This is a genomic window from Spiroplasma endosymbiont of Aleiodes alternator (assembly GCF_964031135.1).
Taxonomy (GTDB): domain Bacteria; phylum Bacillota_I; class Bacilli_A; order Mycoplasmatales; family VBWQ01; genus Spiroplasma_E.
In genome coordinates this window covers 1,061,620-1,085,734 of the sequence record NZ_OZ035008.1, presented here as the reverse complement: position 1 = coordinate 1,085,734, position 24,115 = coordinate 1,061,620, and the positions used below count along the sequence as shown (strand labels likewise).

At 23.5% G+C, this 24,115-nt stretch carries 37 protein-coding genes and 2 pseudogenes; 20 read left to right on the top strand and 19 right to left on the bottom strand.

The window, feature by feature from the left end; genetic code table 4:
* Nucleotides 1–118 precede the first annotated feature (118 nt).
* Nucleotides 119–286 (bottom strand): hypothetical protein, encoded by a 168-nt coding sequence (locus tag ACQH20_RS06495; RefSeq protein WP_425376926.1) that lies wholly within the window; start codon nt 284–286, stop codon nt 119–121.
* Between the two features lie 290 nt (nt 287–576).
* Between ACQH20_RS06495 and ACQH20_RS06490 the strand changes: the two genes are divergently transcribed.
* Genes ACQH20_RS06490 through ACQH20_RS06440 form a run of 11 tightly spaced genes read left to right on the top strand, consistent with a single transcriptional unit; the run spans nt 577 to nt 3,561 of the window.
* On the top strand, nt 577–897 hold the full coding sequence (locus ACQH20_RS06490; protein WP_425376925.1) for a hypothetical protein: 321 nt from the start codon (nt 577–579) through the stop codon (nt 895–897).
* Nucleotides 887–1,180, top strand: a complete 294-nt coding sequence (locus tag ACQH20_RS06485) for a hypothetical protein (RefSeq protein ID WP_425376924.1) — start codon at nt 887–889, stop codon at nt 1,178–1,180. The genes ACQH20_RS06490 and ACQH20_RS06485 overlap by 11 nt, the downstream gene beginning before the upstream one ends.
* A 3-nt stretch (nt 1,181–1,183) precedes the next feature.
* Nucleotides 1,184–1,360, top strand: a complete 177-nt coding sequence (locus ACQH20_RS06480; protein WP_425376923.1) for a hypothetical protein — start codon at nt 1,184–1,186, stop codon at nt 1,358–1,360.
* Complete coding sequence (locus ACQH20_RS06475) at nt 1,360–1,587, top strand: hypothetical protein (RefSeq protein WP_425376922.1); 228 nt, start codon at nt 1,360–1,362, stop codon at nt 1,585–1,587. The genes ACQH20_RS06480 and ACQH20_RS06475 overlap by 1 nt, the downstream gene beginning before the upstream one ends.
* Before the next feature lie 3 nt (nt 1,588–1,590).
* A complete protein-coding gene (locus ACQH20_RS06470; protein ID WP_425376921.1) occupies nt 1,591–1,752 on the top strand; it encodes a hypothetical protein in 162 nt (53 codons plus the stop codon).
* Nucleotides 1,752–1,988: a hypothetical protein gene (locus ACQH20_RS06465; RefSeq protein WP_174480108.1), complete on the top strand. Its 237-nt coding sequence runs from the start codon at nt 1,752–1,754 to the stop codon at nt 1,986–1,988. The genes ACQH20_RS06470 and ACQH20_RS06465 overlap by 1 nt, the downstream gene beginning before the upstream one ends.
* Nucleotides 1,989–1,999: 11 nt before the next feature.
* Nucleotides 2,000–2,827 (top strand): hypothetical protein, encoded by an 828-nt coding sequence (locus ACQH20_RS06460; protein ID WP_425376920.1) that lies wholly within the window; start codon nt 2,000–2,002, stop codon nt 2,825–2,827.
* Between the two features lie 16 nt (nt 2,828–2,843).
* Nucleotides 2,844–3,002, top strand: coding sequence for a hypothetical protein (locus ACQH20_RS06455; RefSeq protein ID WP_338978061.1), 159 nt, complete (start codon nt 2,844–2,846; stop codon nt 3,000–3,002).
* A 34-nt stretch (nt 3,003–3,036) separates the two neighbouring features.
* Complete coding sequence (locus tag ACQH20_RS06450) at nt 3,037–3,225, top strand: hypothetical protein (RefSeq protein ID WP_174481134.1); 189 nt, start codon at nt 3,037–3,039, stop codon at nt 3,223–3,225.
* A gap of 1 nt (nt 3,226) precedes the next feature.
* A complete protein-coding gene (locus ACQH20_RS06445; protein WP_281748210.1) occupies nt 3,227–3,412 on the top strand; it encodes a hypothetical protein in 186 nt (61 codons plus the stop codon).
* 17 nt (nt 3,413–3,429) lie between these two features.
* Entirely contained in the window at nt 3,430–3,561 is a 132-nt protein-coding gene (locus ACQH20_RS06440; RefSeq protein ID WP_425376919.1) for a hypothetical protein, read from the top strand.
* 22 nt (nt 3,562–3,583) lie between these two features.
* Here ACQH20_RS06440 and ACQH20_RS06435 read toward each other — a convergent pair whose 3' ends face one another.
* Genes ACQH20_RS06435 through ACQH20_RS06425 form a run of 3 tightly spaced genes read right to left on the bottom strand, consistent with a single transcriptional unit; the run spans nt 3,584 to nt 6,743 of the window.
* Complete coding sequence (locus ACQH20_RS06435) at nt 3,584–4,702, bottom strand: hypothetical protein (RefSeq protein WP_425376918.1); 1,119 nt, start codon at nt 4,700–4,702, stop codon at nt 3,584–3,586.
* A gap of 14 nt (nt 4,703–4,716) precedes the next feature.
* Nucleotides 4,717–5,478: a hypothetical protein gene (locus tag ACQH20_RS06430; protein WP_425376917.1), complete on the bottom strand. Its 762-nt coding sequence runs from the start codon at nt 5,476–5,478 to the stop codon at nt 4,717–4,719.
* 26 nt (nt 5,479–5,504) lie between these two features.
* On the bottom strand, nt 5,505–6,743 hold the full coding sequence (locus ACQH20_RS06425) for an IS256 family transposase (RefSeq protein ID WP_425377597.1): 1,239 nt from the start codon (nt 6,741–6,743) through the stop codon (nt 5,505–5,507).
* A gap of 820 nt (nt 6,744–7,563) precedes the next feature.
* On the opposite strand from ACQH20_RS06425, the gene ACQH20_RS06420 reads away from it, so the two are divergent.
* The 4 genes and pseudogenes from ACQH20_RS06420 (at nt 7,564) to ACQH20_RS06405 (ending at nt 9,070) form a co-directional block, all read left to right on the top strand.
* On the top strand, nt 7,564–7,842 hold the full coding sequence (locus ACQH20_RS06420) for a transposase (RefSeq protein WP_425376916.1): 279 nt from the start codon (nt 7,564–7,566) through the stop codon (nt 7,840–7,842).
* Between the two features lie 107 nt (nt 7,843–7,949).
* Entirely contained in the window at nt 7,950–8,138 is a 189-nt protein-coding gene (locus tag ACQH20_RS06415) for an IS3 family transposase (protein WP_425376915.1), read from the top strand.
* A gap of 82 nt (nt 8,139–8,220) precedes the next feature.
* Nucleotides 8,221–8,514 (top strand): annotated as a pseudogene (locus ACQH20_RS06410) (transposase); the annotation flags it as partial.
* A 103-nt stretch (nt 8,515–8,617) separates the two neighbouring features.
* The gene (locus tag ACQH20_RS06405; RefSeq protein ID WP_425376914.1) at nt 8,618–9,070 is read left to right on the top strand and encodes a hypothetical protein; all 453 of its coding nucleotides are present in this window, start codon (nt 8,618–8,620) and stop codon (nt 9,068–9,070) included.
* 27 nt (nt 9,071–9,097) lie between these two features.
* Here the strand turns inward: ACQH20_RS06405 and ACQH20_RS06400 are convergent.
* The 3 genes and pseudogenes from ACQH20_RS06400 to ACQH20_RS06390 all read right to left on the bottom strand — a co-directional run bounded on the left by ACQH20_RS06400 (nt 9,098) and on the right by ACQH20_RS06390 (nt 12,577).
* Nucleotides 9,098–10,043: pseudogene (locus ACQH20_RS06400) on the bottom strand (IS30 family transposase).
* Nucleotides 10,044–10,313: 270 nt separating this feature from the next.
* Nucleotides 10,314–12,122 (bottom strand): translation elongation factor 4, encoded by a 1,809-nt coding sequence (lepA, locus tag ACQH20_RS06395; RefSeq protein ID WP_425377596.1) that lies wholly within the window; start codon nt 12,120–12,122, stop codon nt 10,314–10,316.
* Nucleotides 12,123–12,451: 329 nt separating this feature from the next.
* Nucleotides 12,452–12,577, bottom strand: a complete 126-nt coding sequence (locus tag ACQH20_RS06390) for a hypothetical protein (protein ID WP_425376913.1) — start codon at nt 12,575–12,577, stop codon at nt 12,452–12,454.
* Nucleotides 12,578–12,583: 6 nt separating this feature from the next.
* Here ACQH20_RS06390 and ACQH20_RS06385 point away from each other — a divergent pair, with 6 nt between their 5' ends.
* Nucleotides 12,584–13,804, top strand: coding sequence for an IS3 family transposase (locus tag ACQH20_RS06385; protein ID WP_425376912.1), 1,221 nt, complete (start codon nt 12,584–12,586; stop codon nt 13,802–13,804).
* Here ACQH20_RS06385 and ACQH20_RS06380 read toward each other — a convergent pair.
* Nucleotides 13,794–14,141: an IS3 family transposase gene (locus ACQH20_RS06380; protein WP_425376911.1), complete on the bottom strand. Its 348-nt coding sequence runs from the start codon at nt 14,139–14,141 to the stop codon at nt 13,794–13,796. The genes ACQH20_RS06385 and ACQH20_RS06380 overlap by 11 nt on opposite strands.
* Before the next feature lie 5 nt (nt 14,142–14,146).
* Nucleotides 14,147–14,425 (bottom strand): transposase, encoded by a 279-nt coding sequence (locus ACQH20_RS06375; protein WP_425376910.1) that lies wholly within the window; start codon nt 14,423–14,425, stop codon nt 14,147–14,149.
* 387 nt (nt 14,426–14,812) lie between these two features.
* Between ACQH20_RS06375 and ACQH20_RS06370 the strand changes: the two genes are divergently transcribed.
* Complete coding sequence (locus tag ACQH20_RS06370; RefSeq protein WP_286641345.1) at nt 14,813–14,956, top strand: hypothetical protein; 144 nt, start codon at nt 14,813–14,815, stop codon at nt 14,954–14,956.
* A 26-nt stretch (nt 14,957–14,982) separates the two neighbouring features.
* Here the strand turns inward: ACQH20_RS06370 and ACQH20_RS06365 are convergent, their stop codons facing one another.
* The 6 genes from ACQH20_RS06365 to ACQH20_RS06340 form a co-directional block, all read right to left on the bottom strand.
* Nucleotides 14,983–15,294: a hypothetical protein gene (locus tag ACQH20_RS06365; RefSeq protein ID WP_425376909.1), complete on the bottom strand. Its 312-nt coding sequence runs from the start codon at nt 15,292–15,294 to the stop codon at nt 14,983–14,985.
* Nucleotides 15,295–15,428: 134 nt separating this feature from the next.
* Nucleotides 15,429–16,010 (bottom strand): hypothetical protein, encoded by a 582-nt coding sequence (locus ACQH20_RS06360; protein WP_425376908.1) that lies wholly within the window; start codon nt 16,008–16,010, stop codon nt 15,429–15,431.
* Between the two features lie 42 nt (nt 16,011–16,052).
* Nucleotides 16,053–17,000, bottom strand: coding sequence for a methionyl-tRNA formyltransferase (gene fmt / locus ACQH20_RS06355; protein WP_425376907.1), 948 nt, complete (start codon nt 16,998–17,000; stop codon nt 16,053–16,055).
* Nucleotides 16,987–18,741, bottom strand: a complete 1,755-nt coding sequence (locus ACQH20_RS06350; RefSeq protein WP_425376906.1) for a DUF2779 domain-containing protein — start codon at nt 18,739–18,741, stop codon at nt 16,987–16,989. Before ACQH20_RS06350 ends, fmt begins: the two co-directional genes overlap by 14 nt.
* A 36-nt stretch (nt 18,742–18,777) precedes the next feature.
* Nucleotides 18,778–19,386: a hypothetical protein gene (locus ACQH20_RS06345; protein WP_425376905.1), complete on the bottom strand. Its 609-nt coding sequence runs from the start codon at nt 19,384–19,386 to the stop codon at nt 18,778–18,780.
* Nucleotides 19,387–19,407: 21 nt separating this feature from the next.
* A complete protein-coding gene (locus ACQH20_RS06340; protein ID WP_174480491.1) occupies nt 19,408–19,689 on the bottom strand; it encodes a hypothetical protein in 282 nt (93 codons plus the stop codon).
* Between the two features lie 212 nt (nt 19,690–19,901).
* Here ACQH20_RS06340 and rpsT point away from each other — a divergent pair, with 212 nt between their 5' ends.
* On the top strand, nt 19,902–20,162 hold the full coding sequence (gene rpsT, locus ACQH20_RS06335) for a 30S ribosomal protein S20 (RefSeq protein ID WP_252320564.1): 261 nt from the start codon (nt 19,902–19,904) through the stop codon (nt 20,160–20,162).
* A gap of 106 nt (nt 20,163–20,268) precedes the next feature.
* On the opposite strand, the gene ilvA is transcribed toward rpsT, so the two are convergent.
* Nucleotides 20,269–21,519, bottom strand: a complete 1,251-nt coding sequence (ilvA, locus tag ACQH20_RS06330; RefSeq protein WP_425376904.1) for a threonine ammonia-lyase — start codon at nt 21,517–21,519, stop codon at nt 20,269–20,271.
* A gap of 339 nt (nt 21,520–21,858) precedes the next feature.
* Here ilvA and ACQH20_RS06325 point away from each other — a divergent pair, with 339 nt between their 5' ends.
* The gene (locus ACQH20_RS06325) at nt 21,859–22,131 is read left to right on the top strand and encodes an ATP-binding cassette domain-containing protein (RefSeq protein ID WP_425376903.1); all 273 of its coding nucleotides are present in this window, start codon (nt 21,859–21,861) and stop codon (nt 22,129–22,131) included.
* Here the strand turns inward: ACQH20_RS06325 and ACQH20_RS06320 are convergent.
* Together ACQH20_RS06320 and ACQH20_RS06315 are read right to left on the bottom strand one after the other, a co-directional pair.
* Nucleotides 22,121–23,179: an IS3 family transposase gene (locus ACQH20_RS06320; protein ID WP_425376902.1), complete on the bottom strand. Its 1,059-nt coding sequence runs from the start codon at nt 23,177–23,179 to the stop codon at nt 22,121–22,123. The two genes, ACQH20_RS06325 and ACQH20_RS06320, sit on opposite strands and share 11 nt — an antisense overlap.
* Nucleotides 23,121–23,342: a helix-turn-helix domain-containing protein gene (locus ACQH20_RS06315; RefSeq protein ID WP_425376615.1), complete on the bottom strand. Its 222-nt coding sequence runs from the start codon at nt 23,340–23,342 to the stop codon at nt 23,121–23,123. Before ACQH20_RS06315 ends, ACQH20_RS06320 begins: the two co-directional genes overlap by 59 nt.
* Before the next feature lie 6 nt (nt 23,343–23,348).
* On the opposite strand from ACQH20_RS06315, the gene ACQH20_RS06310 reads away from it, so the two are divergent.
* Complete coding sequence (locus ACQH20_RS06310) at nt 23,349–23,516, top strand: hypothetical protein (RefSeq protein ID WP_425376901.1); 168 nt, start codon at nt 23,349–23,351, stop codon at nt 23,514–23,516.
* A 28-nt stretch (nt 23,517–23,544) separates the two neighbouring features.
* On the opposite strand, the gene ACQH20_RS06305 is transcribed toward ACQH20_RS06310, so the two are convergent.
* Nucleotides 23,545–24,105 carry a hypothetical protein gene (locus tag ACQH20_RS06305; protein ID WP_425376900.1) on the bottom strand — a complete coding sequence of 187 codons (561 nt, stop codon included), beginning with the start codon at nt 24,103–24,105 and terminating at the stop codon, nt 23,545–23,547.
* Nucleotides 24,106–24,115 lie beyond the last annotated feature (10 nt).

Genomic DNA, 24,115 nt, shown 5'->3' with positions numbered 1-24,115 from the left:
TCATTTTTTTCTTTACTTCTATGAATAAATCTTTTATCAATTCATACACCAATAACATTCGAATTATTTTCATTTAATAATTTAATAAAAATTGCTTTATTAGTTTCATTAATAATTGCTATTTTTGATAAAAAAATAGAAGTAAAATGAGTTTTATTTTTTTTAATAATTCTTGTATTTCTTTTTCTTCTAAATTTTGTTGAAAAATATTATCTTTATCAAAATCTACAAGTAAATTAGTAATTTCTTCTTTTGATAAATCTTTTTTAATATTTTCTTTAAACATAAAATATAATCCTTTCTTTAATTTAAGTCTTATTTAAAAGAAGTCTTAAAAGAGAAAAATTCTTTTCTCTTTCTTTTTGAAAAAGAGGGGGTGTGGGGGAGAAAAAACTTTTTCTTTCTCTTTTCTTAAAGAGAACACACTAAAAATTACTATTGGGTAATTCCAGCACAATAGCCTAAATAATTTTTTATTTAGTTATGTAATAATTAATTACTTTAATAAAGTGCTGGTTTAATAAAATAATTAATTATAATTGTTCAACAATTAAAAATGAGAGAATTATTTCTCAAGTGATTTTTATAAAATATACCAATTTTTTATTCGGCCAATTAATTAAAAAACAATTTATTAATCAAAAAATATTAGTTATTGTAGAAAATTTCTTTTTAAGCTCAAAACAATTATTAACTAATCCATTAGCAACACCTAAGATTATTGGTGCATTAATGGTATTAGTAGAAGATGTTATGAATTGAGATTATTTAGAAAGTGAACCAAAAAATAAAACTAAAATAGAAAATTATAAAGGAAATATAAAATTAACAAAACATGAACAAGATGCTTATAAGCATATTCAATACTATTTAAGGAATTATAAAAATGAAAGATAAAGCAAATTATGTCAAATTAACAGTAAAACTTAGTAACACTATTGAAGCAAAATATTACGAAAAAGGTAATAAAAAATTATATTATAGTGTTCGAGGTCAGTGAAATGGTTTAAACTATGTTACTTTAATTTTTAACAACCCAAAATTTTATAGACGATGTATTTTATTAAACAAAAATGATGAAATTTTAGTAACTGGTCAAATCTTTAATACTTTAAATATTCCTAAAAATCGTGCATTTTGTTCAATCAATGTTAAATGATTTAAAAAATGAAAAGAGTAAAAAATGATTAAAAATACACCATTAGAATATATTAATGACAGAATTAATCAACATAAAGAAAATATTAAAGAATATAAAAAAGAAATTGAAAAATTACAAAATTTTATTAAAACAAATGAAATTAAAATGACTGAATTAGAAATAATAAAAGATATTTTAAAAAAAGGAGAAAAAATATAATGAATTTTAATCAAAATAAAAACCAAATGAATGATATAGTAATGAAAAAAGATATGGAAAAGTTATTAGAAAATTTAAAAAATAAAATAGGAACTATTGCATTTAATAATATTTACGAAGAATTAGACTGTATAAATTTAATAATAAATAGAATGTCAGAATATATTTATTCATTAGAACAAGAAATAATTAGAAAAAATCAAATAATAAAAGATAAATTGGAATAAAAAATGATATTATGAAAAATTTTATTAATAGTACCAATATTAATAACATCTATAACACTAATAATAATTTTAATATTTATTATTAAAGAATTAAAAAATGAATATAAAGTATTGAAAATATTAAGTGAAATTGCTAATCAAATTAAAAATAAGGAGAATAATTAATGATAATATTACCTACTTTGTTTGAAAATAAAGATGAAATTGAAATATTATCACCATTTCCAAAAGCAATTCATACAAGTAATGATATTAGAGCAATTATTTTAAGACAATATCCAAATGTTAAATCAAAACACATAATTGTTTCTGACCCCGAAAGTAATGTTGCATTAATAGTTGGTGATAATGATGTTTATCAAGGTTGAATTAAAGTAACAATTAAAAAATTAGAAAATTAAAGGAGATTAAAATGCCAAACGAAAATACACAATCAAATTATACTTTAACTAAATTAATTAGAACTGGAATAAGTCCAATTTGTGCAATGATTGGTACAAATGCTTATTATGGTCAAGTAATTGCAAATCCAGTATTAGGTTCAATTAATAGTTTATTATTTGGTAAAAAATTAGGTTTAGATATATGAAATTTAAATCAAAGACCAAATACTAAAACTAAATTAATTAATAGTTCTAAAAAAATATTATTAGGTTTAGGAACAATTGGTTTAGGAAATTATAGTAAATGAACAGAAAATAATATTAATCCTATTATTCCAACAACATCAATTCCAGTAACTACTACAACTACAACAGAAGGTCCACCATGATTACTATTAAATAAGCAAGAAAATCAGTCATTAATGGATTGAGATACATATATTAGTTTAAATGCTTATGGTATATCAAATCTTATTAGTGGATTAACTGAGTTAATAACTAATAAATTTGAAACAATAAGAAAAATTTGTAATATGGCTACTGGTGGTTGTTTAATTTCAAGTGGTGTTGCTATGGGTATAAATAATGATTTTATGAATGCTTATGCAGTACCTACTATAGTTGCTGGTGCAAGTGAAATAATCCATAATTTATTACCTATTGAAACTACACATCATAATCAAGAAATGCAAGAAACACCATTTACAAATGAAGCTACAAGATTAATTAATGATAATAGATTTACTATTAATAGTGAAACTGCAAGTCAATATTATGGTAGTGATAATATGAGCGAAGTGCCATTAAATCATGATAATGCTTCATTAAATTGAGATTATAATCACATGAGTTTATAAAGGAGGTGAATAATTTATGAATAAAGAAAAAATAATTGAATATTATAATAATGAAATTCAGACATATAAAGAGAGAATGGAACAATTAAATAAAGAAATTGCCTTATTAGTAAGCATTATAAGTAATTCAAAATCGATGATTGAAAGAATTAATGGTGGTCAATTTGATGAATAATTAAAAAATAAATAATTGAAAGGAAAATATTGAGATGAAAGAATTTTTACATGAATTAATAATTATTGGAACAAGTGTTGGAACATTAATTTGCAGAGAAATTATTGTTTTATTAAAAAGATTTATCACAACTCCAAAACATGTTAGAGCAAATAACAAAATTATAAAACATCAAAAAAAATTAGCAAAATTAAATGAAAAAATTAATAAAGGAGAAAAATAATATGACAAAAATTGAATTTAATGAAAAATATAGAAAACAAGATATTAGTATTGATAGAGATTTTGATTTGCATATTGATAATTGTTTTAAATTTTCTGATATTGATACATTAGAAAATGCAGTTAATGATTATAAAAAATTAATAAGTGAAATGCCACAATTAGTTAAAGATTGATTATTAGGATAAGATTAGGAGAATGTTAAATGTTAGAAAATGAAAATAATGTTAAACAAACCACTGAACTTTTAACTGAAAATAATGCTTCTTCACAAGAAATAGAAAATAAAGTTAATGAAGCAGAAATAAGGGACTTTCCAGCAATCTGTGTAACTTAGTGATTTTACAACTAAAATTTATTTAAAAAACACAGTTTTTAGGAAAGTCCCAATAAACAGTTGCTTTTTCTTTTAATTTATTAATTTTTTCAAATGCTTGTTTTTCTAACTTTTCAAATTTTTCTTGTAATTTATATATACTTTCTCGTAATTTTTCAAAATATGGAGTATCTTTTCAAAATTTATTTAAACCTTTTTTTAAATAAAATCTAATATCAAAATATTTAAAAATTTTATTTGCATTTAAAACAATCTTATGAATTGAACTATTTTTAAAATTAAATTTAATAGCATTAGCACGAATTTTTTGTAAATCTAAAATTAAAGTTTTTCCAAATCTATTTTCTGTATGGATTGTATGTACTAAATTTAATCAATCATGTTGGTTCATAGATAGTACTTTTTTTAAATCAGTATTAAATTTTTTTAAAAAGTTATTTGCTTTTTCGATATCTTTAATTTTAAATTTAGGAGTTAATTGTGGACTTAATTTTATTAATGTATTTTGTAATAATAAGTAATCTTTTAACTCTTGTGCTTTTAATTTTTGAAAATTATTCTTATATTGTCTTTCAGCAACATAGCCTAAATCTCGTAATACTGTTTCACGATTAGGAATAAAACTATAATTCATTAAATAACGTTTATTACCAATAATTTTATCTGTTAAAATTTCTTTTCCACTTACTTGACTAATAATTTCTTTTAAATTTTTTGCTTCTTTAATACCAACTTGTTCTAATGTTTTAGTATTTTGTGCTAACTTAATAAATTTAGTAGTGCGATAACCACGACTAATTTTATTAATTCCAGCAAATGCAGGAAGTATATTAAAGAAAGTATTTAATTTTGTTACATTTCCTTTTAAATAATCATAAACTTGATTAATAGTAAAATCAGTTAAAAACTCTACACCAACAGCACTAATACTAGCAATTAAATCACTTGCACCTAATCCAAGTGCTACACTTTCACTTAATCCACCAGTAAAAGGAGCAAGTGCTACTGCTATTACTTGTACACCAATCATTTCTAAAATTTCTCATCAAAAACTTTTATTTTCTTGTTGGTTACTTGTTCTAGTATGTTTTGGTTTATTTATGTTTAAAAGTATTGCTGTACTAGTTGTACCGATTGGCATGATATTAATTTCCTTTATTTAAGAGTTATTTTAATTGGATTTGTTGTTCCTTTATAATTTAAGTCATTAACATTTGCAGTAATAGTTATATATAAGTCACCTGCTTTTTGTTTTTGATTATTTATATTAGTTTTACTTTGTGCATCACTAAAATATTTAATAGTTGGATTTGTTAAATTAGGATTTAATGATTTAAGTTCATTAGTACTTTTTATTTGTGTATTTAATTCACTATTATTGTTATTAACATTTGCAGTAATATCAGTTGTTAAACTTGTAATCTTAGTTTTTAAATCATTTTTATCATTATTAACAATTGCACATAACATTCAGCGTGAAGTTGTTTCTTCATCTGTTATATAGGGTATTGATTCACCAGTTACTTCTCCACCAACTAAATATCTTCTTCCAACTTTACCATCAGCAATATCTTGAACATATACAACTGTATTTTGTAACATATATCTTTTCATTGCTCTTGGTGTTGCTAAAACAAAAGACATAATTTTAGTTTCATTATTATCAGTAAATGTCATATAATCATCCATTACAATTTGACATAGTACACCTTTAATATATAAATCATTTCCATTTAATCTTAATTGTTGAGCAATCTGATTATCAGTAATTAATCCTTTATTATTAGCTAAATAAACAATACTATCATAAAGATTATTAGTAATAAAAAAACGACAATTATTACTATTTCTTAATTGAAATAAAGTATTTCAAGCATCTAACATTGATTTTAAATATCCTACGGGACTTTCCAGCAATCTGTGTATCTTTGTTTTACAAAGTACTAGTTTAGATTAATTCTATCTTCAAATTTTATCATAAAATGAGCAATTGCTGTATTTCAATTTTGAATGGGCATTGTTCATTTTTTTGTTATATTTTCAATTGCTAAATAAAATATTTTAAAAACTGCCATATCATTAGGAAAAACTTTTTTATTTCTGATAACTTTTCGTAATTGACTATTTACAGATTCAATAGCATTTGTTGTATAAATCACTCTTTTAATTTCTGCAGGATAACTAATAAAAACAATTAAATTATCTCAATTTTTATATCAAGATTTAGCAATTTGAGGATATTGTTTATTTCACTTATTTTCAAAGGATTCTAAAGCCTGCATTGCTTGTTCTTCACTACATGCAGTATAAATTGGTTTTAAATCTGCAACTAGAGATTTTCTATGCTTATATGAGACATATTTCAAACTATTTCTAATTTGATGAACTATGCATAATTGATGTTCTGTTTTAAGATAAACTGATTGTATTGCTTCTGACATGCCTGTTAAATTATCACTGCAGGCAATAAGAATATCATTTAAGCCACGATTTTTCATTTCTGTTAAATTTGCTAATCAAAATTTAGCACCTTCATTTTCACTAATTCATAAACCTAAAACATCTTTTTTACCTTCTAAATCAACTCCTAAAGCTATATAAACTGATTTATTAATAATCCTTTTATCTTGTCGTACTTTCACTATTATGCAATCAAAATAAACAATCGGATAGACACTTTCTAATGGTCGATTTTGCCATGCTTTTACATCATCAATAACATCATCAGTAATTTGACTAATAACACTTTCACTAATATCAGCACCATGATATAACTCTTGTAATTGCATTCTAATATCTGATAATGTCATACCTTTTGCATATAAAGAAAGAACTTGTTGATCAAAACCATCAAATCTTCTTTGTCTTTTTGCAACTATTACAGGATTAAAATTACTATTGCGATCTCGTGGTACATCAATCTCAATTTTACCTTGTTGAGTTATTAATTTTTTTGAACTTATACCATTACGAGCATTGTCACTATTACTATGTTGATTCTTATCATATCCTAAATAATTTTGCATCTCAGAATTCAACATTTTTTCTACTAATCTTTTTGTTAATTCTTTATACAATCCTCCCTCTTTAAAAACTGTTGTTAAATCTTCAGTATTTTCTAATAATAAATCTACTGCTTTTGATATTGGATCATTATTATTAATATTTTGCTTTTTAGCCATCTGTAACTCACTCTTTCTAGTCATTTAATTATATTTACTAGAATTAATTAAACATAGTTATTTTTGTAAGTTACACAGATTACTAAACATTACCGATTTAGGGACTTTCCAGCAATCTGTGTAACTTAGTGATTTTACAACTAAAATTTATTTAAAAAACACAGTTTTTAGGAAAGTCCCTAATTTTTGAATATTTATATGTTAATCGCGGAGAAGAATTTATATGTATTAATATCGTAACAAAAAACAATGAAATCTTAAATATTGGTCTTATAGAAAGTAATGAACTTTTAAGTATAGTTTATGATAAAAATAAAACTTATTTAGGAGTTAGTAAACAATCTACACCTAAAATATCAAATATCTCTTTAATTGAAAACATTTGATAGTAATTTTTCAGATATTCTTTAGTTCTAAAATAAAAAAATTTACTTTACACAATTAAAATTATAGTAAAATACAATAATATCAAAATTAACAAATAAATTAAAAAAATAATCAAGTTAAAAGATAATTATAAAATTAAACTTTCTAGGAATTAGTATAACTTAATTTTACAAAGCATTAGTTTAAAATAATTCTATCTTTAAAATTTACAAAAATGAACAACTGTAATATTTTAATTTTAAATAAACATAGTTCATTTTTGTTATATTTTCAAAATTGATAAATAAAATGTTTTAAAACTAATGTATCATTAGAATTTTTTTTCTGATAAATTTTTATAATTTATTATTAAAATATTGGATGGGTTCCACTTTATTGGACACTAATTACGTAGACAAGTGAACAAATTAGTTAAAAGAAAGGAACTATAATTATGGCCAATATTAACTCATATTCAGATGAATTTAAAAAACAAATAGTAGCTTTATATCAAAGTGGTAAGTCAGTGTCTTGTCTTGCTAAAGAGTACAATGTTACAAGAGCAGCTACTTATAATTGAATTAATCAATTTACTAATTCAGGTAGTTTTAAAACTAAAGATAATCGTTCTGTTGAAGAAAATGAATTAATTAAATTAAGAAAAGAATTAAAACAGTTAAGAATGGAAAATGATATTTTAAAGCAAGCAGCACTAATAATAGGCAGAAAATAGAGATTATGGTTGAAAATAAATCTAAATATAAAATTCGCACAATGTGTCATTTTTTAAAAATTTCTAAATAAACATATTATTTTAATTTAAAGAAAAAAGAAAATAAAATGCAAAATAATATTTATGAACAAGCTGTTATTAGTGCTTTTAAAGAAAATAAAGAAGTTTATGGTACTAGAAGATTAAAAGTCAGTATGGAAAATAAAGGTTTTCCTTTATCAAGAAGAAAAATTAAAAAAATTATGAATGAACATAATTTAATATCAAAATACACGAAATTATCAGGTAATGTTTAGTAATCTGTGTAACTTACAAAAATAACTATGTTTAATTAATTCTAGTAAATATAATTAAATGACTAGAAAGAGTGAGTTACAAATGGCTAAAAAGCAAAATATTAATAATAATGATCCAATATCAAAAGCAGTAGATTTATTATTAGAAAATACTGAAGATTTAACAACAGTTTTTAAAGAGGGAGGATTGTATAAAGAATTAACAAAAAGATTAGTAGAAAAAATGTTGAATTCTGAGATGCAAAATTATTTAGGATATGATAAGAATCAACATAGTAATAGTGACAATGCTCGTAATGGTATAAGTTCAAAAAAATTAATAACTCAACAAGGTAAAATTGAGATTGATGTACCACGAGATCGCAATAGTAAATTTTAGGGACTTTCCAGCAATCTGTGTAACTTAGTGATTTTACAACTAAAATTTATTTAAAAAACACAGTTTTTAGGAAAGTCCCAAATTTAATTAATAAAATACAATGCAGAGAATTTGATTAATAATGAAATATGACTTAATTATTGGAATTGACCCTGCTGGTATTGGTAATAATGGAATTGTTATATATTCAAATGAAACTAATAATATTGTTTTTAATGGAACATTCAATACATTAACTGTTTTATGAACTAAAAATATGTATAAAGAAAAATTGCAATTAATTCAAGAAAAATTTATTGATAAAAAAATATTAGTTATTGTAGAAAATTTCTTTTTAAGTTCAAAACAATTATTAACTAATCCATTAGCAACACCTAAAATTATTGGTGCATTAATGGTATTAGTACAAGATGTTATGAATTGAGATTATTTAGAAAATCATCCTAAAAATAAAAACAAAATAGAAAATTATAAAGGAAATATAAAATTAACAAAACATGAACAAGATGCATATAAGCATATTCAATATTATTTAAGGAATCCTGAATTGTAAATATAAATGGGACAAATGGCACAGTTTTTAAAATAATTGTATTAAGTCTATTGGGCTTTTATAAGATAGTGATTTTCTGGGTGTAGAATTAATTTGAAATGCTATAGCATTTAAGTCTTTTTGTTTATATAAAGATAGATCTGTAGATTTTGGTAAATATCTTCTTAAAATACCATTATTATTTTCATTTAAACCTCTTTGACAAGGTTTGCCAGGATCTGCAAAATAAATCTTAACATTGCAAATTTTTTCGATTAATTTTCATTTACTAAATTCTTTACCACGATCAAAAGTAATAGTTTTAACTGTTCCTTTTTGTAACTTTGAAATAAATTTTATTATACTTTTTGTAATATTTTCTGCTTTATGATTTTTAGAAACTAAAGGAATTGTGGTTTTTGATCATATATCAGCTAAAGTAATAATAGAACTTTTATGATCTTTACCAATGATAGTATCACCCTCTAAATGACCAAATTCTTGTATATTTTTAATATTAGGAATGATTAAATTTCTTTCATGAATAGATTTACAATTATTAATTCGTCCTCTAGTTTCTTTTCGTTTATGAGGTTTATTTTTTCCTTTTCTCAATAAGTTATTTTCATCAAAACCCATTCGATTTGTTTTAAACATGTTATATAAAGTTTTTGTTGAAATACTTTTTATTTTATTTTCCTTTAAAAAATTAGCAATTATATCAAGCGCATAATTTTTAGTAATTAACAAATAATTAATAGTATTAATTTCTGTTAAAGTTAAAATTATTAATTTTCTACCTGCATTTTGCTTCTTTTTTTTGAATTTGATTCAATATTTCTAATGGTAATAAGTTTTGATTTAATAATCTGCAAACTCTATGTACAGTTGATTTACTATAATCAACAGCTTTTGCTATTTTACGAATTGAAAATTCATAACTTTTATATTCTTTTATTGCTATTATTGATTCAATAGTCAGATACTTATACATTGTGCTAATTCCTTTCTTTTCTTAATTATAGAATTAACACAATTTAATTTTTATATAAATGTCCTTTTTAATTTTACAATTCAGGAATAATTGTATTAAGTCTATTGGGCTTTTATAAGATAGTGATTTTCTGGGTGTAGAATTAATTTGAAATGCTATAGCATTTAAGGGACTTTCCTAAAAACTGTGTTTTTTAAATAAATTTTAGTTGTAAAATCACTAAGTTACACAGATTGCTGGAAAGTCCCAAAAATGAATCACTATTTTTTATTAATTTTCTTCATCTATTTTTAAAACAGCACGAAATGCTTCTGGTGGTAATTCAACATTACCAATCGATTTCATTTTTTTCTTTCCTTCTTTTTGTTTTTCTAAAAGTTTTCTTTTTCTTGTAATATCACCACCATAACATTTAGCAATAACATCTTTTCTAACTGCTTGCACAGTTTGACGAGCAATAATTTTATTATTAATAGCAGCCTGAATAGCAACTTCAAAATTTTGTTTTGGAATTAATTTTTTTAATTTTTCACATAAAACACGCCCACGATCATAAGCAAAATCCTTATGAACAATAACAGATAATGCATCAACAATATTACCTGCTAATAAAATATCCATTTTTACTAATTTACTTTCCTGATAACCAATTAATTCATAATCTAATGAAGCATAACCTTTTGATATTGATTTTAATTTATCAAAAAAATCAATGACAATTTCATTCAGTGGCATATTATAAATAAGAGTTCTTCGTAAATTATCAGCATATTTTAAATCTAAATAAGTTCCGCGTTTATCCTGACATAATTGCATCAATGCACCAACATATTGTTCTGGTGTCATTATTGTTACTTGCACAAATGGTTCTTCTACAATTTTAATTGTCTGCACAGTTGGTCATTTTGCTGGATTATCAATTATTAACTTTTCACCATTAGTTAAATTTACTTCATAAATTACAGAAGGAGCTGTTGAAATTAAAACTAAATTATATTCACGCTCTAAACGTTCTTGAATAACATCCATATGTAATAACCCTAAAAAACCAGAACGAAAACCAAAACCTAATGCTTGTGATGTTTCAGCAGTAAAAATTAATGAGGCATCCGATAATTGAATTTTATATAATGCATCCTTTAATTCTTGATATTTATTAGTATCAATTGGATATAAACCACAATAAACCATTGGTTTTAAAGTTTTATAACCCGGTAATGGTACATCAGCAGGATTAATAACACTAGTAATCGTATCACCAACATGAATATCACTAATTATTTTAATTGCACCACTAATTCAACCAACTTCACCAGCTGTTAACATTTCTCTCTTTTCTTCTTTTGGTGTGCGTACTCCTAATTCAGTAATTTCATATTCGGCACCAGTTGACATCATTCTTACTTTATCGCCAACTTTAATTACACCAGTTTTGATTCTAATAAATGCCATCACTCCACGATATTTATCATATAATGAATCAAAAATTAAAGCACGCAATGGTTCATTATCATCAGCATCAATTGGATAAGGAATATATTTAATAACTGCTTCTAAAACATCGCGAATATTAATACCTGTTTTTGCAGAAATTAAAGGCGCATAATCAGCAGGTAAACCCAATACTTTTTCAATTTCTTCCTTAACTTTTTCTGGTTCAGCACTTGGTAAATCTATTTTATTAATTACAGGAATAATTTCTAAATCATTATCTAATGCTAAATATACATTTGCTAAAGTTTGTGCTTCAATACCCTGAGCAGCATCAACTACTAAAATAGCACCTTCACATGCTGCTAAGCTACGCGATACTTCATAAGTAAAGTCAACATGACCCGGAGTATCAATTAAGTGAAGCAAATAAGTATGACCATCTAATGATTGATATTTAAGTTGTACACTATTTAATTTAATTGTAATGCCACGTTCACGTTCTAAATCTAGTGAATCTAACAATTGATTTTTCATTTCCCTTTTTGAAACAGCATTAGTTAATTCTAAAATACGATCAGCCAAAGTTGATTTACCATGATCAATATGGGCAATAATTGAAAAATTTCTAATGTATTTTTTATCGATACTCATAATATTATTTATTCACCTATCTTTTGCTTATAAACTATTTACTATGTTTTAGTATACCAAAGTTTAAATAAAATTAAATCGAAAGTTGCAGATAATGTTATAAATATATTAAACTATCACTTAACAATATATGAAAAGATATATACATAAATAACTAGTTTTTAAAATCATGTAAAATTATAATAACAAAAAATAAAGGAGGGAGGTTGTTAATAATATGAAAAAAATATTAACAACATTAAGTATTTTAGCAATTACAATTACTGTTGGAAATGTAAATAATGTTAATTTAAATAGTAGTTGGCAACAAAATGTACATATAATTAATAAAACTCAACAGGACACAATTTACATTGACAAAGATGGAGAACAAATAACTGAACATCTAGAATAAAGTAGACATAGAATTGTAACCTTTGTGTTAAAAATACTTTAAGGAAGGTGTTCATTTTTTTATGGCTAAATGACTATCAAAAGAAGAAAAGTTAAAAATAATAAAAATAAGTAAAATTAAAACAATTGATAAAACCGCATTAGAGTATGGTATTGGTCGATCATCAATAAAAGAATGAATTAAAGCATATAAATTATTAGGTGAAAAAGGTTTAGAATATGGCAATGGAATTCGTGCTAAAAAAACCAAAAGAACAGGTCGACCCAAATCTTTAAATTTTAATGAAATGACAAAACAAGAATTAATTGAATATATTGAGGCAATGAACGATATAAAAAAGTATTTAGAAAAATCGACAAAAAAGAAAAAATATTTTGTGATTTTCTCATTGAAGAAAAAATATCAGATTAGTTATTTATGTTGATTATTAAATGTTTCAAAATCAGGATATTATAAGTGAATTAACAATTGAATGAATGAATTTAATAAATGAGATACATTTTTAGCTAATATAATTAAAAATATTTTTTATGAATTTCAAGAAATTTATGGTTATAAAATGATAACTTTATGAATTAACAAAATTTATAATTTAAAATTAAAATTTCATATTGTATATAGATATATGAAAAATATGAGTTTAAAAGCTAAGGTTCGCATAAAAAAATTTGATTATAGAACTAAATCAGGAAGTTTAAGATATGATAATTTATTAAAACGTGATTTTTCAACTACTAATTTAAATGAAAAATTAGGTACTGATATAACTTATTTATTAACTAATGGTAAAACATATTATTTATCAATTGTTAAAGATTTTCATAATAATGAAATATTAGATTATAAAATAAGTGCAAGTTTAGACATGACATTTGTTGTCCAAAACATTATCCAAGCTTGAGTTAATGCTCAAAAACCTACTTCATGAATTTTACAATCAGATCAAGGATTTCACTATACAAATCCTTCTTATAAAATTTTATGTGATGAATTAAAAATAAAAATTTCAATGTCTAGAAGAGGTAATTCCTGTGATAATGGTGCTACTGAAACTTGATTTGGAACAATGAAAACAGAATTTCTATATCAAATTCCAAGAAAAAATAGAACTATTGAATGAATACAAGACAACTTACCTAAATATATTTACTTTTATAATAATTATCGACCTCAAATAAAATTAAAAGGAATGAGTCCAATCGAATATCGATTAGCTCATTCCAAACCAACAAATAATTACTTCATACCTATAAATTTAACACTTACAAACGCTATTTTATAAAATTTAATAAAAGGTTACTTTTATTGTCCACTTTTCTTGACAAGTTCATATTTTTGAATGATAATTTCGTGTATTTTGATATTAAATTATGTTCATTCATAATTTTTTTAATTTTTCTTCTTGATAAAGGAAAACCTTTATTTTCCATACTGACTTTTAATCTTCTAGTACCATAAACTTCTTTATTTTCTTTAAAAGCACTAATAACAGCTTGTTCATAAATATTATTTTGCATTTTATTTTCTTTTTTCTTTAAATTAAAATAATATGTTGATTTAGAAATTTTTAAAAAACGACACATTGTGCGAATTTTATATTTAGATTTATTTTCAACCATAATCTCTATTTTCTGCCTATTATTAGTGCTGCTTCCTTTAAAATATCATTTTCCATTCTTAACTGTTTTAATTCTTTTCTTAATTTAATTAATTCATTTTCTTCAACAGAACGATTATCTTTAGTTTTAAAACTACCTGAATTAGTAAATTGCTTAATTCAATTATAAGTAGCTGCTCTTGTAACATTGTACTCTTTAGCAAGACAAGACACTGACTTACCACTTTGATATAAAGCTACTATTTGTTTTTTAAATTCATCTGAATATGAGTTAATATTGGCCATAATTATAGTTCCTTTCTTTTAACTAATTTGTTCACTTGTCTACGTAATTAGTGTCCAATAAAGTGTAACCCATCCACTTACTCACCAATAATTAATAAAAAAATAGATCATACAGATTATATAATTACAGGTGGTACAGTAACTATATTTTTTGAAAAAAATAATAAACAATTATCTAAAAATTATTTATTAAATATTTTATCCAACCCAAATGATGGTCTTGTATTACCTAAATTACCAACCACATCTAAAATATCATTAAATAACTTTAATGATATTCCAGAATTTAAAATTGGACAACCTAAATCAAAATTATTAGTTGATACAGATTTAACAAACTATCTAAAAAGTCCAATTTATTCTTTAGGAGAAAGAATTGCTGATCTTATGAAACAAGGTGACCACTTTAAAGTTAAAGTAAGTAAGTCCGTAAATGATGGAACTTATTTTGCAAAAGGTGATGTTATTAAAGTAAAATTTTCAATTGGTGAAATTCAATTTAATAGTGAATATACGCTAACTATTATTTAAAATAATATTTCATTATATTAATTTATCTATATTACTGATGTTAATCTCTTTGTTTGAGATTTACTACCTTCAATAACACTATTATTTTCTGATTCATTTATTTTTTTTACTATATATGTAATACCAGAAACTGTTCCCACTGCAATAATACCACCAGCAAGTGCAGGAACAATAACAGGCGCACCACCAGCTCCAATCATAATACCACTAATAGCAGCAGCAGAAAGAACAGTAGTTCCAATAACTATTTCAGATGGTGTTGGATCAATTATATGATTTTTAATTACTTTTTTTAACTTAGATATTTTTTTAAAACTTTTTTTAATTTTTTTATTCATAAAACCTTTTTCTCCTTATTTTAATTAAAAACCCTTTACCTTAAAACTTAAGTAAATGGTTATAAACTTATATTAATTTTATAAAATTATACCATATTGTCTATATTAGATATAAATAATGGATAATAAGTAAACTATTCTAAAACAGTTATTTTTTTATTTTTTAAATAATCAAATTCTTGATCATTTCAAAAACTATAATTTGATCTAATTTTATTTTTACTAAGAGCATAATAAAGTGGAATAGCAACAAAATAAGCAAAGATAGCTTGAATACTATCAGTAATTAATTCATTAACTGTAATAGCATAATCTTGATAAATTACTAAATAAGACAATGGGTAAATAAGTAGTAAAATAGCAGCAAAAAAGAAAGTATAAACAGTACTTCATCAAGATTTATTAATTAATAACTTAATAACAAAAAACATTAAAATTCTAATAAAAATTGTAATAGGAATAACCACAATTTTAACACCACTAATTAAATCAAAAATGCCACCCGCAATTGGTCCTGCAAATAACAGCATTGGCCCTTCAAAAAAAGCACAAAATGGAATAAAAACAGCATCAAATAATTGCAAAGTAGAATTTCCACCAAATAAACTAGTAATTGCTCAACCAAAAAGAAAAGTTGAACAATAACCAATTGTTACTAATAAACCAGTAATAATACCAGTCATTGCTAAATATTTAATTGAGCGAAAACGATACATCTTTTCCTCCTAGATTACCAAAAAATATTAGTTATTTTTTTACTATTTAAAGATAAAACCAATTGTAATTGGATTAATTTTAGAACCATAGTAACAAGCTGCTATAATTTCTTTTTTACCTGCTGGTTGAATAACTTTAATTACTATGTTATTAGTTTTAGTGGCAACAATAATACCTAATTTATTTATTGCAACAATTGTTCCTGGCAGAGCATTTGATAATTCATTAGTTACTGCTACTTGATGAATTTTGTATATATTATCATTCAACGTAGTATAAGCAATTGGTGTATTATACAATCCACGAACATGACATGAAATTAATTGTGCTGAAAGATTTCAATTAATTTTTTCATCACTTCTTTTAATATTTAAACCAAAAGTTACTTTATTTTCATCTTGTTCTTGTTCTTCAATTTCATTATTAATGATTTTTAATAAATATTTTATTAACATATTTTGTGCTAAAGTTATCAACTTATTAACTAAAGAAGTATATGTATCCTCAATACCAATTGAAACTTGTTCTTGAACATAAATTGCTCCTGCATCCATTTTACTTACCATTTTCATTAATGTAATACCAGTAGTTTGTAATCCATTAATAATTGCTCATTGAATAGGGGCACCACCACGCAATGATGGTAATAATGAAGCATGAATATTTAAACATTTATATTTTGGTAAATTTAAAATTGCTTTTGGTAAAAATTGACCATAAGCACAAGTAAGAATAACATCAATATTTAATAATTGTAAATCTTTTAAACTTTTAATAATATTTTCGGGTTGGAAAACAGGGATTTGATATTCTTGTGCCAATTGTTTAATTGCTAAAGGAACAACTTCTTGTTTACGACCAATTTTACGATCTGGCTGACAAACAACACCAACTATTTCAATTTCATTTTTCATTGTTAATAACAATGTTTTTAAAATATTTTCAGAAAAAAAAGAAGAACCCATAAATAAAATTTTAAATTTTTTCATAATTTTCGCCCTCAATTTTTGCTTTGTACATTTCAATAATATTTTTTACATGTCAGAATAATACTACCATACCTAAAGTATCTTGAGCACAATATTTTAACATATTTTCACGAAAATTATGAATTCAATTAGTTAAACTAATGTTATTTTCAACTCTTCTACGAAAAACTTCTGATGCCATATCTCCTTTTTTAATAACTAATCCTTCATAAGAAAAGGAAGGTTCAAATGCTGGTAAAGTTTTTTTAATTGAAAGAGAACCATAAAACTGTTCTTTATAAATTTTAAATTCTTTAAAAAAATCTTGTAAATCAATAGTACCATCATGAATTAATGATAATTTATTTTTATATTGAGGGTAATAATAAGCTAATTTTTTAAGAACAGATTTCTCAAATGATTGATTATAAGCAACATACGTACCCTTACCATGAATATTAATTAAATCATGACATAATTTTTTTGTTAACATTTCTCTTGGATCATCATTGCCATCTGCTAAAAATTCATAATGTTTAATTGATTTATAAGTTTTAAAATCAAAATCTGGTGCTAATAATACATGGACAGAATATTGAAAAGGAATTTGTTGATATGGTTTACTATTTTTAAACTTAGGTATTGCAGATTTCATAGTCTCAAAATCATACATATAAATTGGATATTGGTAGTTTTTGTATTCAATTTTTAAATCAACAAATTTATTGCCATCAATTAATTTTTCACCATTTTTAATTACATCATATTGTCTTAAATGTAAATTAGACTTTGTTAAAAATGGTAATAATCTTTCATCATTAATTTCTAAGAAATCTTCTTCATAATATCACAATGCTTTCTTAGTTTTTCTTAAACGATATAATTCAAAAATAGTATTATGAATAGAAAAATATTTAAAAATATGAGGACAAAATTGATTACTATTTTCATGACAATAAGGTAAAGTTAATAATTTAACTATTTCGTCAATATCACTAATTTTAATAATATTCTTAATATTTTCATATTGTAATTTCAAATTATTATTTAAAATTTCATCTTGAATTGATTCAAAAAGACTAAAACTTTTTTTAGTATTTGGACTTTTTTGCCAAGTTGATCCATTAACAATAAATAATTCATTTAAATCTATTTTTTCTTTCTTAACATAATTATTATTTAAATACATAATATAAGTATTAACTACTTTAATTCCACATTTGGTTAAAATATCATACTGATAAAGTAAATCTCACATATGTTCTTCTTTAACTCAAGTTACTGCTTTTACTTCAATTAAATCCCAACCATCATTATTTCGCTTTAAAATATCACACTTAGTAACACAACCCTGATATTCAAATCTTGGTTCAAATAAAACATCATACTCTTTATTATTAATAATTTCTATAACATTACTACCCAGTTCAGACTCAAAATTAAAACAAGAATATTTTAAAATAAAATATTCTTGAGCATAGTGCCCAGTTTCAATACCGTCTGCAATTGTTTCACCAAGATAAAATTCAGAATCATCTTCTTCATTATAATTATTTTCAAATGTATCATCGTCTAAATCAGAAATAGTAATTAAATTAGATTTAAATTTACTACTTGTTTTAGTATGCGTTAGTTCAACAAAATTTATTATCTTTTTCTCTTCAATTAAATGCTTAGCTAAAGCATAATTTTTTGCATTTAAAAATCACGAAAGTTTTCGACAAATACGGAAATGCTTATAATCATCTTTATAAATTTTCATTACATATCACCCAATTGCCTACTTTAAAATAAAGATTTATTTATCTTTTCATCCAGAAAATTTATCATGAATTGCAATTTTAGGTTTTTCTAAATTTTTAGCACGTTTTTTATTTTCTTTATTTTGTAAACGTTCTTCTTCAATTGCAAGTTTAACAGCTTCATTTTCTTTTTTAATTGCTGCTTTTTCTTCTGCTGTCTTTCTTTTTATTTTAATTTTACCACTACGTTTTTTTGACATTTCAATTTTCTTAAGTGTTTCTTCTAAATCTAATTCACAATTTACTTTTCAAATTGTTTCAAATTCTTTCTTTGATAATTGTTTAGTAAACCCTTCTACCTCAAATGCTTTAGTTGCAAATAAATCATTTTTCTTAGAATCATATAATTTTACAATTACATCAAAAACATCACGATAGCGATATTCTTTACTACTACGTGAAACTACTTGTTCAAATTCTACTGTTTTATGTTGCAATTTTAATTCATCACGCATAAAGGATTTAATAATATTTTTTACTTCTTTTTGACGTTGTTTTTTCTCTTCTTTTTTCTTCTTTTTTCCTGAAATGGTTGTAAAAATAAAAATTATTAAAACTACTCCTATAAGCGCTAACATTCATCATTGACTAGATAAATTTCCCATTTTTTATTCCTCTTTTTTGATTTATAAATTTTCCTCGATTACTGCTAATAGTTTAGTTGGACTCATCGGTGAAATTGTTAAAATTAAATTAACATCTTTTTTAATTACAAAATAAAGATGTGTTTTATTTACTCTAATATATTTAAAACTTTTTGTCTCTTCAATATCATAAGACTCATTAATCAATTTTAAACAATATTCACGTAATTGGATATCATTTAAGTCTTGCAATTTTAATCTTGTTCTAATCCTACCAATACTATGGTAAGAAAATTGATAAGGGTTACGAAAATAGTAACTCATTTATTTACCACACCTACATTTATCATTAAAGTTTTTAAACAAATAATTTACATTAAAAGTGTAAAAAAAATAAAATATACTATTAAAAAAAAGCTAACACATTAATTATACTGAAAAAATAAAAAATATTATACAACATTTATGATTTTTGTTATAATTATTTTTGTTGTAATTAATCTATAAAACATGTTCAAAACAAAAAAGGAGAAAAAATGGCTAACATTGCATCACAAATTAAAAGAATTAAAACAAACCAAAAAAGAAATGAAATTAATAAAAGTTATAAATCTAAAGTTAAAACTGCTTTAAAAAAAGCTGAAATATCAATAAAAAACAAAGCAGAAAATGCTGCAGTACTTGTTAATGAAGTATGTAGTTTAATTGATAAAGCTGTTGTTAAAGGCATTTATCACATTAATAAAGCTGCTCGTCAAAAATCTAAAATTATGACTAAATTAGCAAAAGCAAAATAACTATAATTTATTTTAAAAAGATACACTATTAAAAGTGTCTCTTTTTAAAATATAATTGATATTTTTAAACTAAATTTTTGTTTTAATAAAATACCAAATTTAAAAACTATTTAGCTAATAATGTAAAGTTAGAACTTGATGCTCTAATCTCAGCAAAAATTTTATTTTTTTGAAATTCATCTGATGTATCCATAACTATAAAAATACTAAAATTACTAATATCTAATTTATTACGATCAAATGTACTGTGAATTTTATAAATAGAGGCACCATTTTTAGTAATAATATTAATAATTTCGTTAATAGTACTATTATTAATTTTACCGTTAACTGAAAAAGGAACTCGTCGATGTGAACTAATTAAGGCGCTATTAATAATTGTTCCTAATGTAGTAATATCAACATTACCACCACTAATTACACAAACAACATTTTTATCTTTACCAATGATTTTATCTAATTTACCAGAAAGAATAGCAGCAACACTAACAGCGCCACTACCTTCAGTTACAATTTTACATTTTTCTAATAAAAATAACATTGCTTGCGCAATTTCTTCTTCGCTAACAGTAACAACTTTATCAACATTTTTCTTTAAAATATTAAATGTTAATTCTCCTGTTTGTTTAACAGCAATTCCATCAGCAATTGAACTTTTACCTTGAATTTTAAATGGTTTTCCTTGTTTTAAAGCTTGATTATAAGAATCAACATTTTGTGCCTCAATCCCAATAAATTTAATATTTGGATTTTTACTTTTTAAATAAATTGAAATACCACTTAAAAGTCCTCCTCCACCAATTGGAACTAAACAATAATCAATTTCTTTACCCATTGCATTCATTTGCTCATATATTTCTAAACCAATTGTACCTTGACCAGCAATAACAAAATTATCATCATATGGATGAACTAACGTTAACCCTTCTTCTTTTTCAAGTCTTAATGCTTCAGACATTGCATCATCAAACATATTACCACAAAGTTTAACAGTACATTTAGCACCACCAAATTCTTTAGTAGCGGCAATTTTGGCTAGTGGTGCTGTTACAGGCATAACTATCTTGGATACTAAATTTAAACTTGAAGCTGCTAAAGCGACTCCTTGTGCATGATTACCAGCACTAGCAGCAATTAAACCCTTTGCTTGCTGTTCCTTTGATAAATTAAGAATTTTATTTAAAGCTCCTCTAATTTTAAAACTACCTGTTTTTTGTAAATTTTCTAACTTTAAAAATATATTATTACCAGAAAATGAAGAAAGTTTATCTGCTTTTATCAAACTTGTCTTACAAATTTTATCTTTAATTTTTGAATACGTTTCTTCAATTACTTCTTCACTTACTAAATTTTCCACAATGGTTTCTCCTGAGTTTCTATCTAATTTCTCAAATATAATTAATTATACAATATAATAACTTTTATTTATAAAACAACAAAAGTAATCATTAATAGTATATGATTTTATAATTAAATGGGATTTGAATTCATAAATGTTGATTTAAAGCATATGTTAAATTGCTATACTACATAATCACTATTTTCAAATCTATATTATATATACATGAAAAACAAAAATTAAAAAATATTTTTCCAAAATATTTAGAATTAATACTGTTAATTTTATTGTTACAAATTTCAATAATTGCTTTTTAACACTTAATTATAGTACAATCTAATGCAGGAGGTATTATATATGGAAAATAATGAACAAAATAAGAAAAAAATAGATAAATCTCGGCCACTAGTAGAAATTTTGAATCTAACAAAGGAATATAAAAATAAAGTAGCCTTAGATAAAGTTAATTTAACTATTAATCCCGGTGATCGAATTGGAATCATTGGTGCAAATGGTAGTGGTAAATCAACTTTAAGTGAAATTATTGGTGGTATTTGTAAACCAACATCTGTGAACTTGTCAAGAAAAGTAGACAATAAAAGTAACCTTTTATTAAATTTTATAAAATAGCGTTTGTAAGTGTTAAATTTATAGGTATGAAGTAATTATTTGTTGGTTTGGAATGAGCTAATCGATATTTGATTGGACTCATTCCTTTTAATTTTATTTGAGGTCGATAATTATTATAAAAGTAAATATATTTAGGTAAGTTGTCTTGTATTCATTCAATAGTTCTATTTTTTCTTGGAATTTGATATAGAAATTCTGTTTTCATTGTTCCAAATCAAGTTTCAGTAGCACCATTATCACAGGAATTACCTCTTCTAGACATTGAAATTTTTATTTTTAATTCATCACATAAAATTTTATAAGAAGGATTTGTATAGTGAAATCCTTGATCTGATTGTAAAATTCATGAAGTAGGTTTTTGAGCATTAACTCAAGCTTGGATAATGTTTTGGACAACAAATGTCATGTCTAAACTTGCACTTATTTTATAATCTAATATTTCATTATTATGAAAATCTTTAACAATTGATAAATAATATGTTTTACCATTAGTTAATAAATAAGTTATATCAGTACCTAATTTTTCATTTAAATTAGTAGTTGAAAAATCACGTTTTAATAAATTATCATATCTTAAACTTCCTGATTTAGTTCTATAATCAAATTTTTTTATGCGAACCTTAGCTTTTAAACTCATATTTTTCATATATCTATATACAATATGAAATTTTAATTTTAAATTATAAATTTTGTTAATTCATAAAGTTATCATTTTATAACCATAAATTTCTTGAAATTCATAAAAAATATTTTTAATTATATTAGCTAAAAATGTATCTCATTTATTAAATTCATTCATTCCATTCTTAATTCACTTATAATATCCTGATTTTGAAACATTTAATAATCAACATAAATAACTAATCTGATATTTTTTCTTCAATGAGAAAATCACAAAATATTTCTTCTTTTTTGTCGATTTTTCTAAATACTTTTTTATATCGTTCATTGCCTCAATATATTCAATTAATTCTTGTTTTGTCATTTCATTAAAATTTAAAGATTTGGGTCGACCTGTTCTTTTGGTTTTTTTTAGCACGAATTCCATTGCCATATTCTAAACCTTTTTCACCTAATAATTTATATGCTTTAATTCATTCTTTTATTGATGATCGACCAATACCATACTCTAATGCGGTTTTATCAATTGTTTTAATTTTACTTATTTTTATTATTTTTAACTTTTCTTCTTTTGATAGTCATTTAGCCATAAAAAAATGAACACCTTCCTTAAAGTATTTTTAACACAAAGGTTACAATTCTGTGTCTACTTTATTCTAGATGTTCATTTTCAACAGTACTGTAACATTCCTCATAAGTTGTATTATTTTTTAATTCATTTATACTCTGCTTTAATGTTTCACTATTTTGATATAAATCAATAACAGTGTTAATGTCTGCTACATTAACATTTTAAAAAGGAAGATTATTATCAATACTACTAAATATTTTATGAGTAACAGAAGTTGTTGGTATTTCATTTTTAATAACACCATAACTTAATATTTTATTACCGAAAACACTAGTACCCATCATAATTATTATGATACTACCTAAAATACTCATTCTAATAAAATTAATTAAAATTCCTGCTGTAGCATTTATTGCTTTGTGTTCAATTTTATTTTTATTAAAAAGTACAAAATATAAAATAATATAGATTATTCAAAATAAAATATTAATACCAATAATTCAAACAATAGCATATATCAAAAATCCAATATTATCAGTTAATAAATTCTTAAATGAAGCAAAACTACCGCTAAGGTCACTAAACCATGGTGATACCATATTTTTAAAAGAATCTATTAACATTGGTTTAAATGCCAACATTAAACCAATACTAAGTAAATTACCAGCGCTAATAAATGTTAATGCTCTTCCCCCAATAAAAAAACCAGTAATAATACCAAAAATAATAATAGCAAAAATAATAATATCCCATAATAATGGAGAAACATTAATAAATATCATATTTAAATAC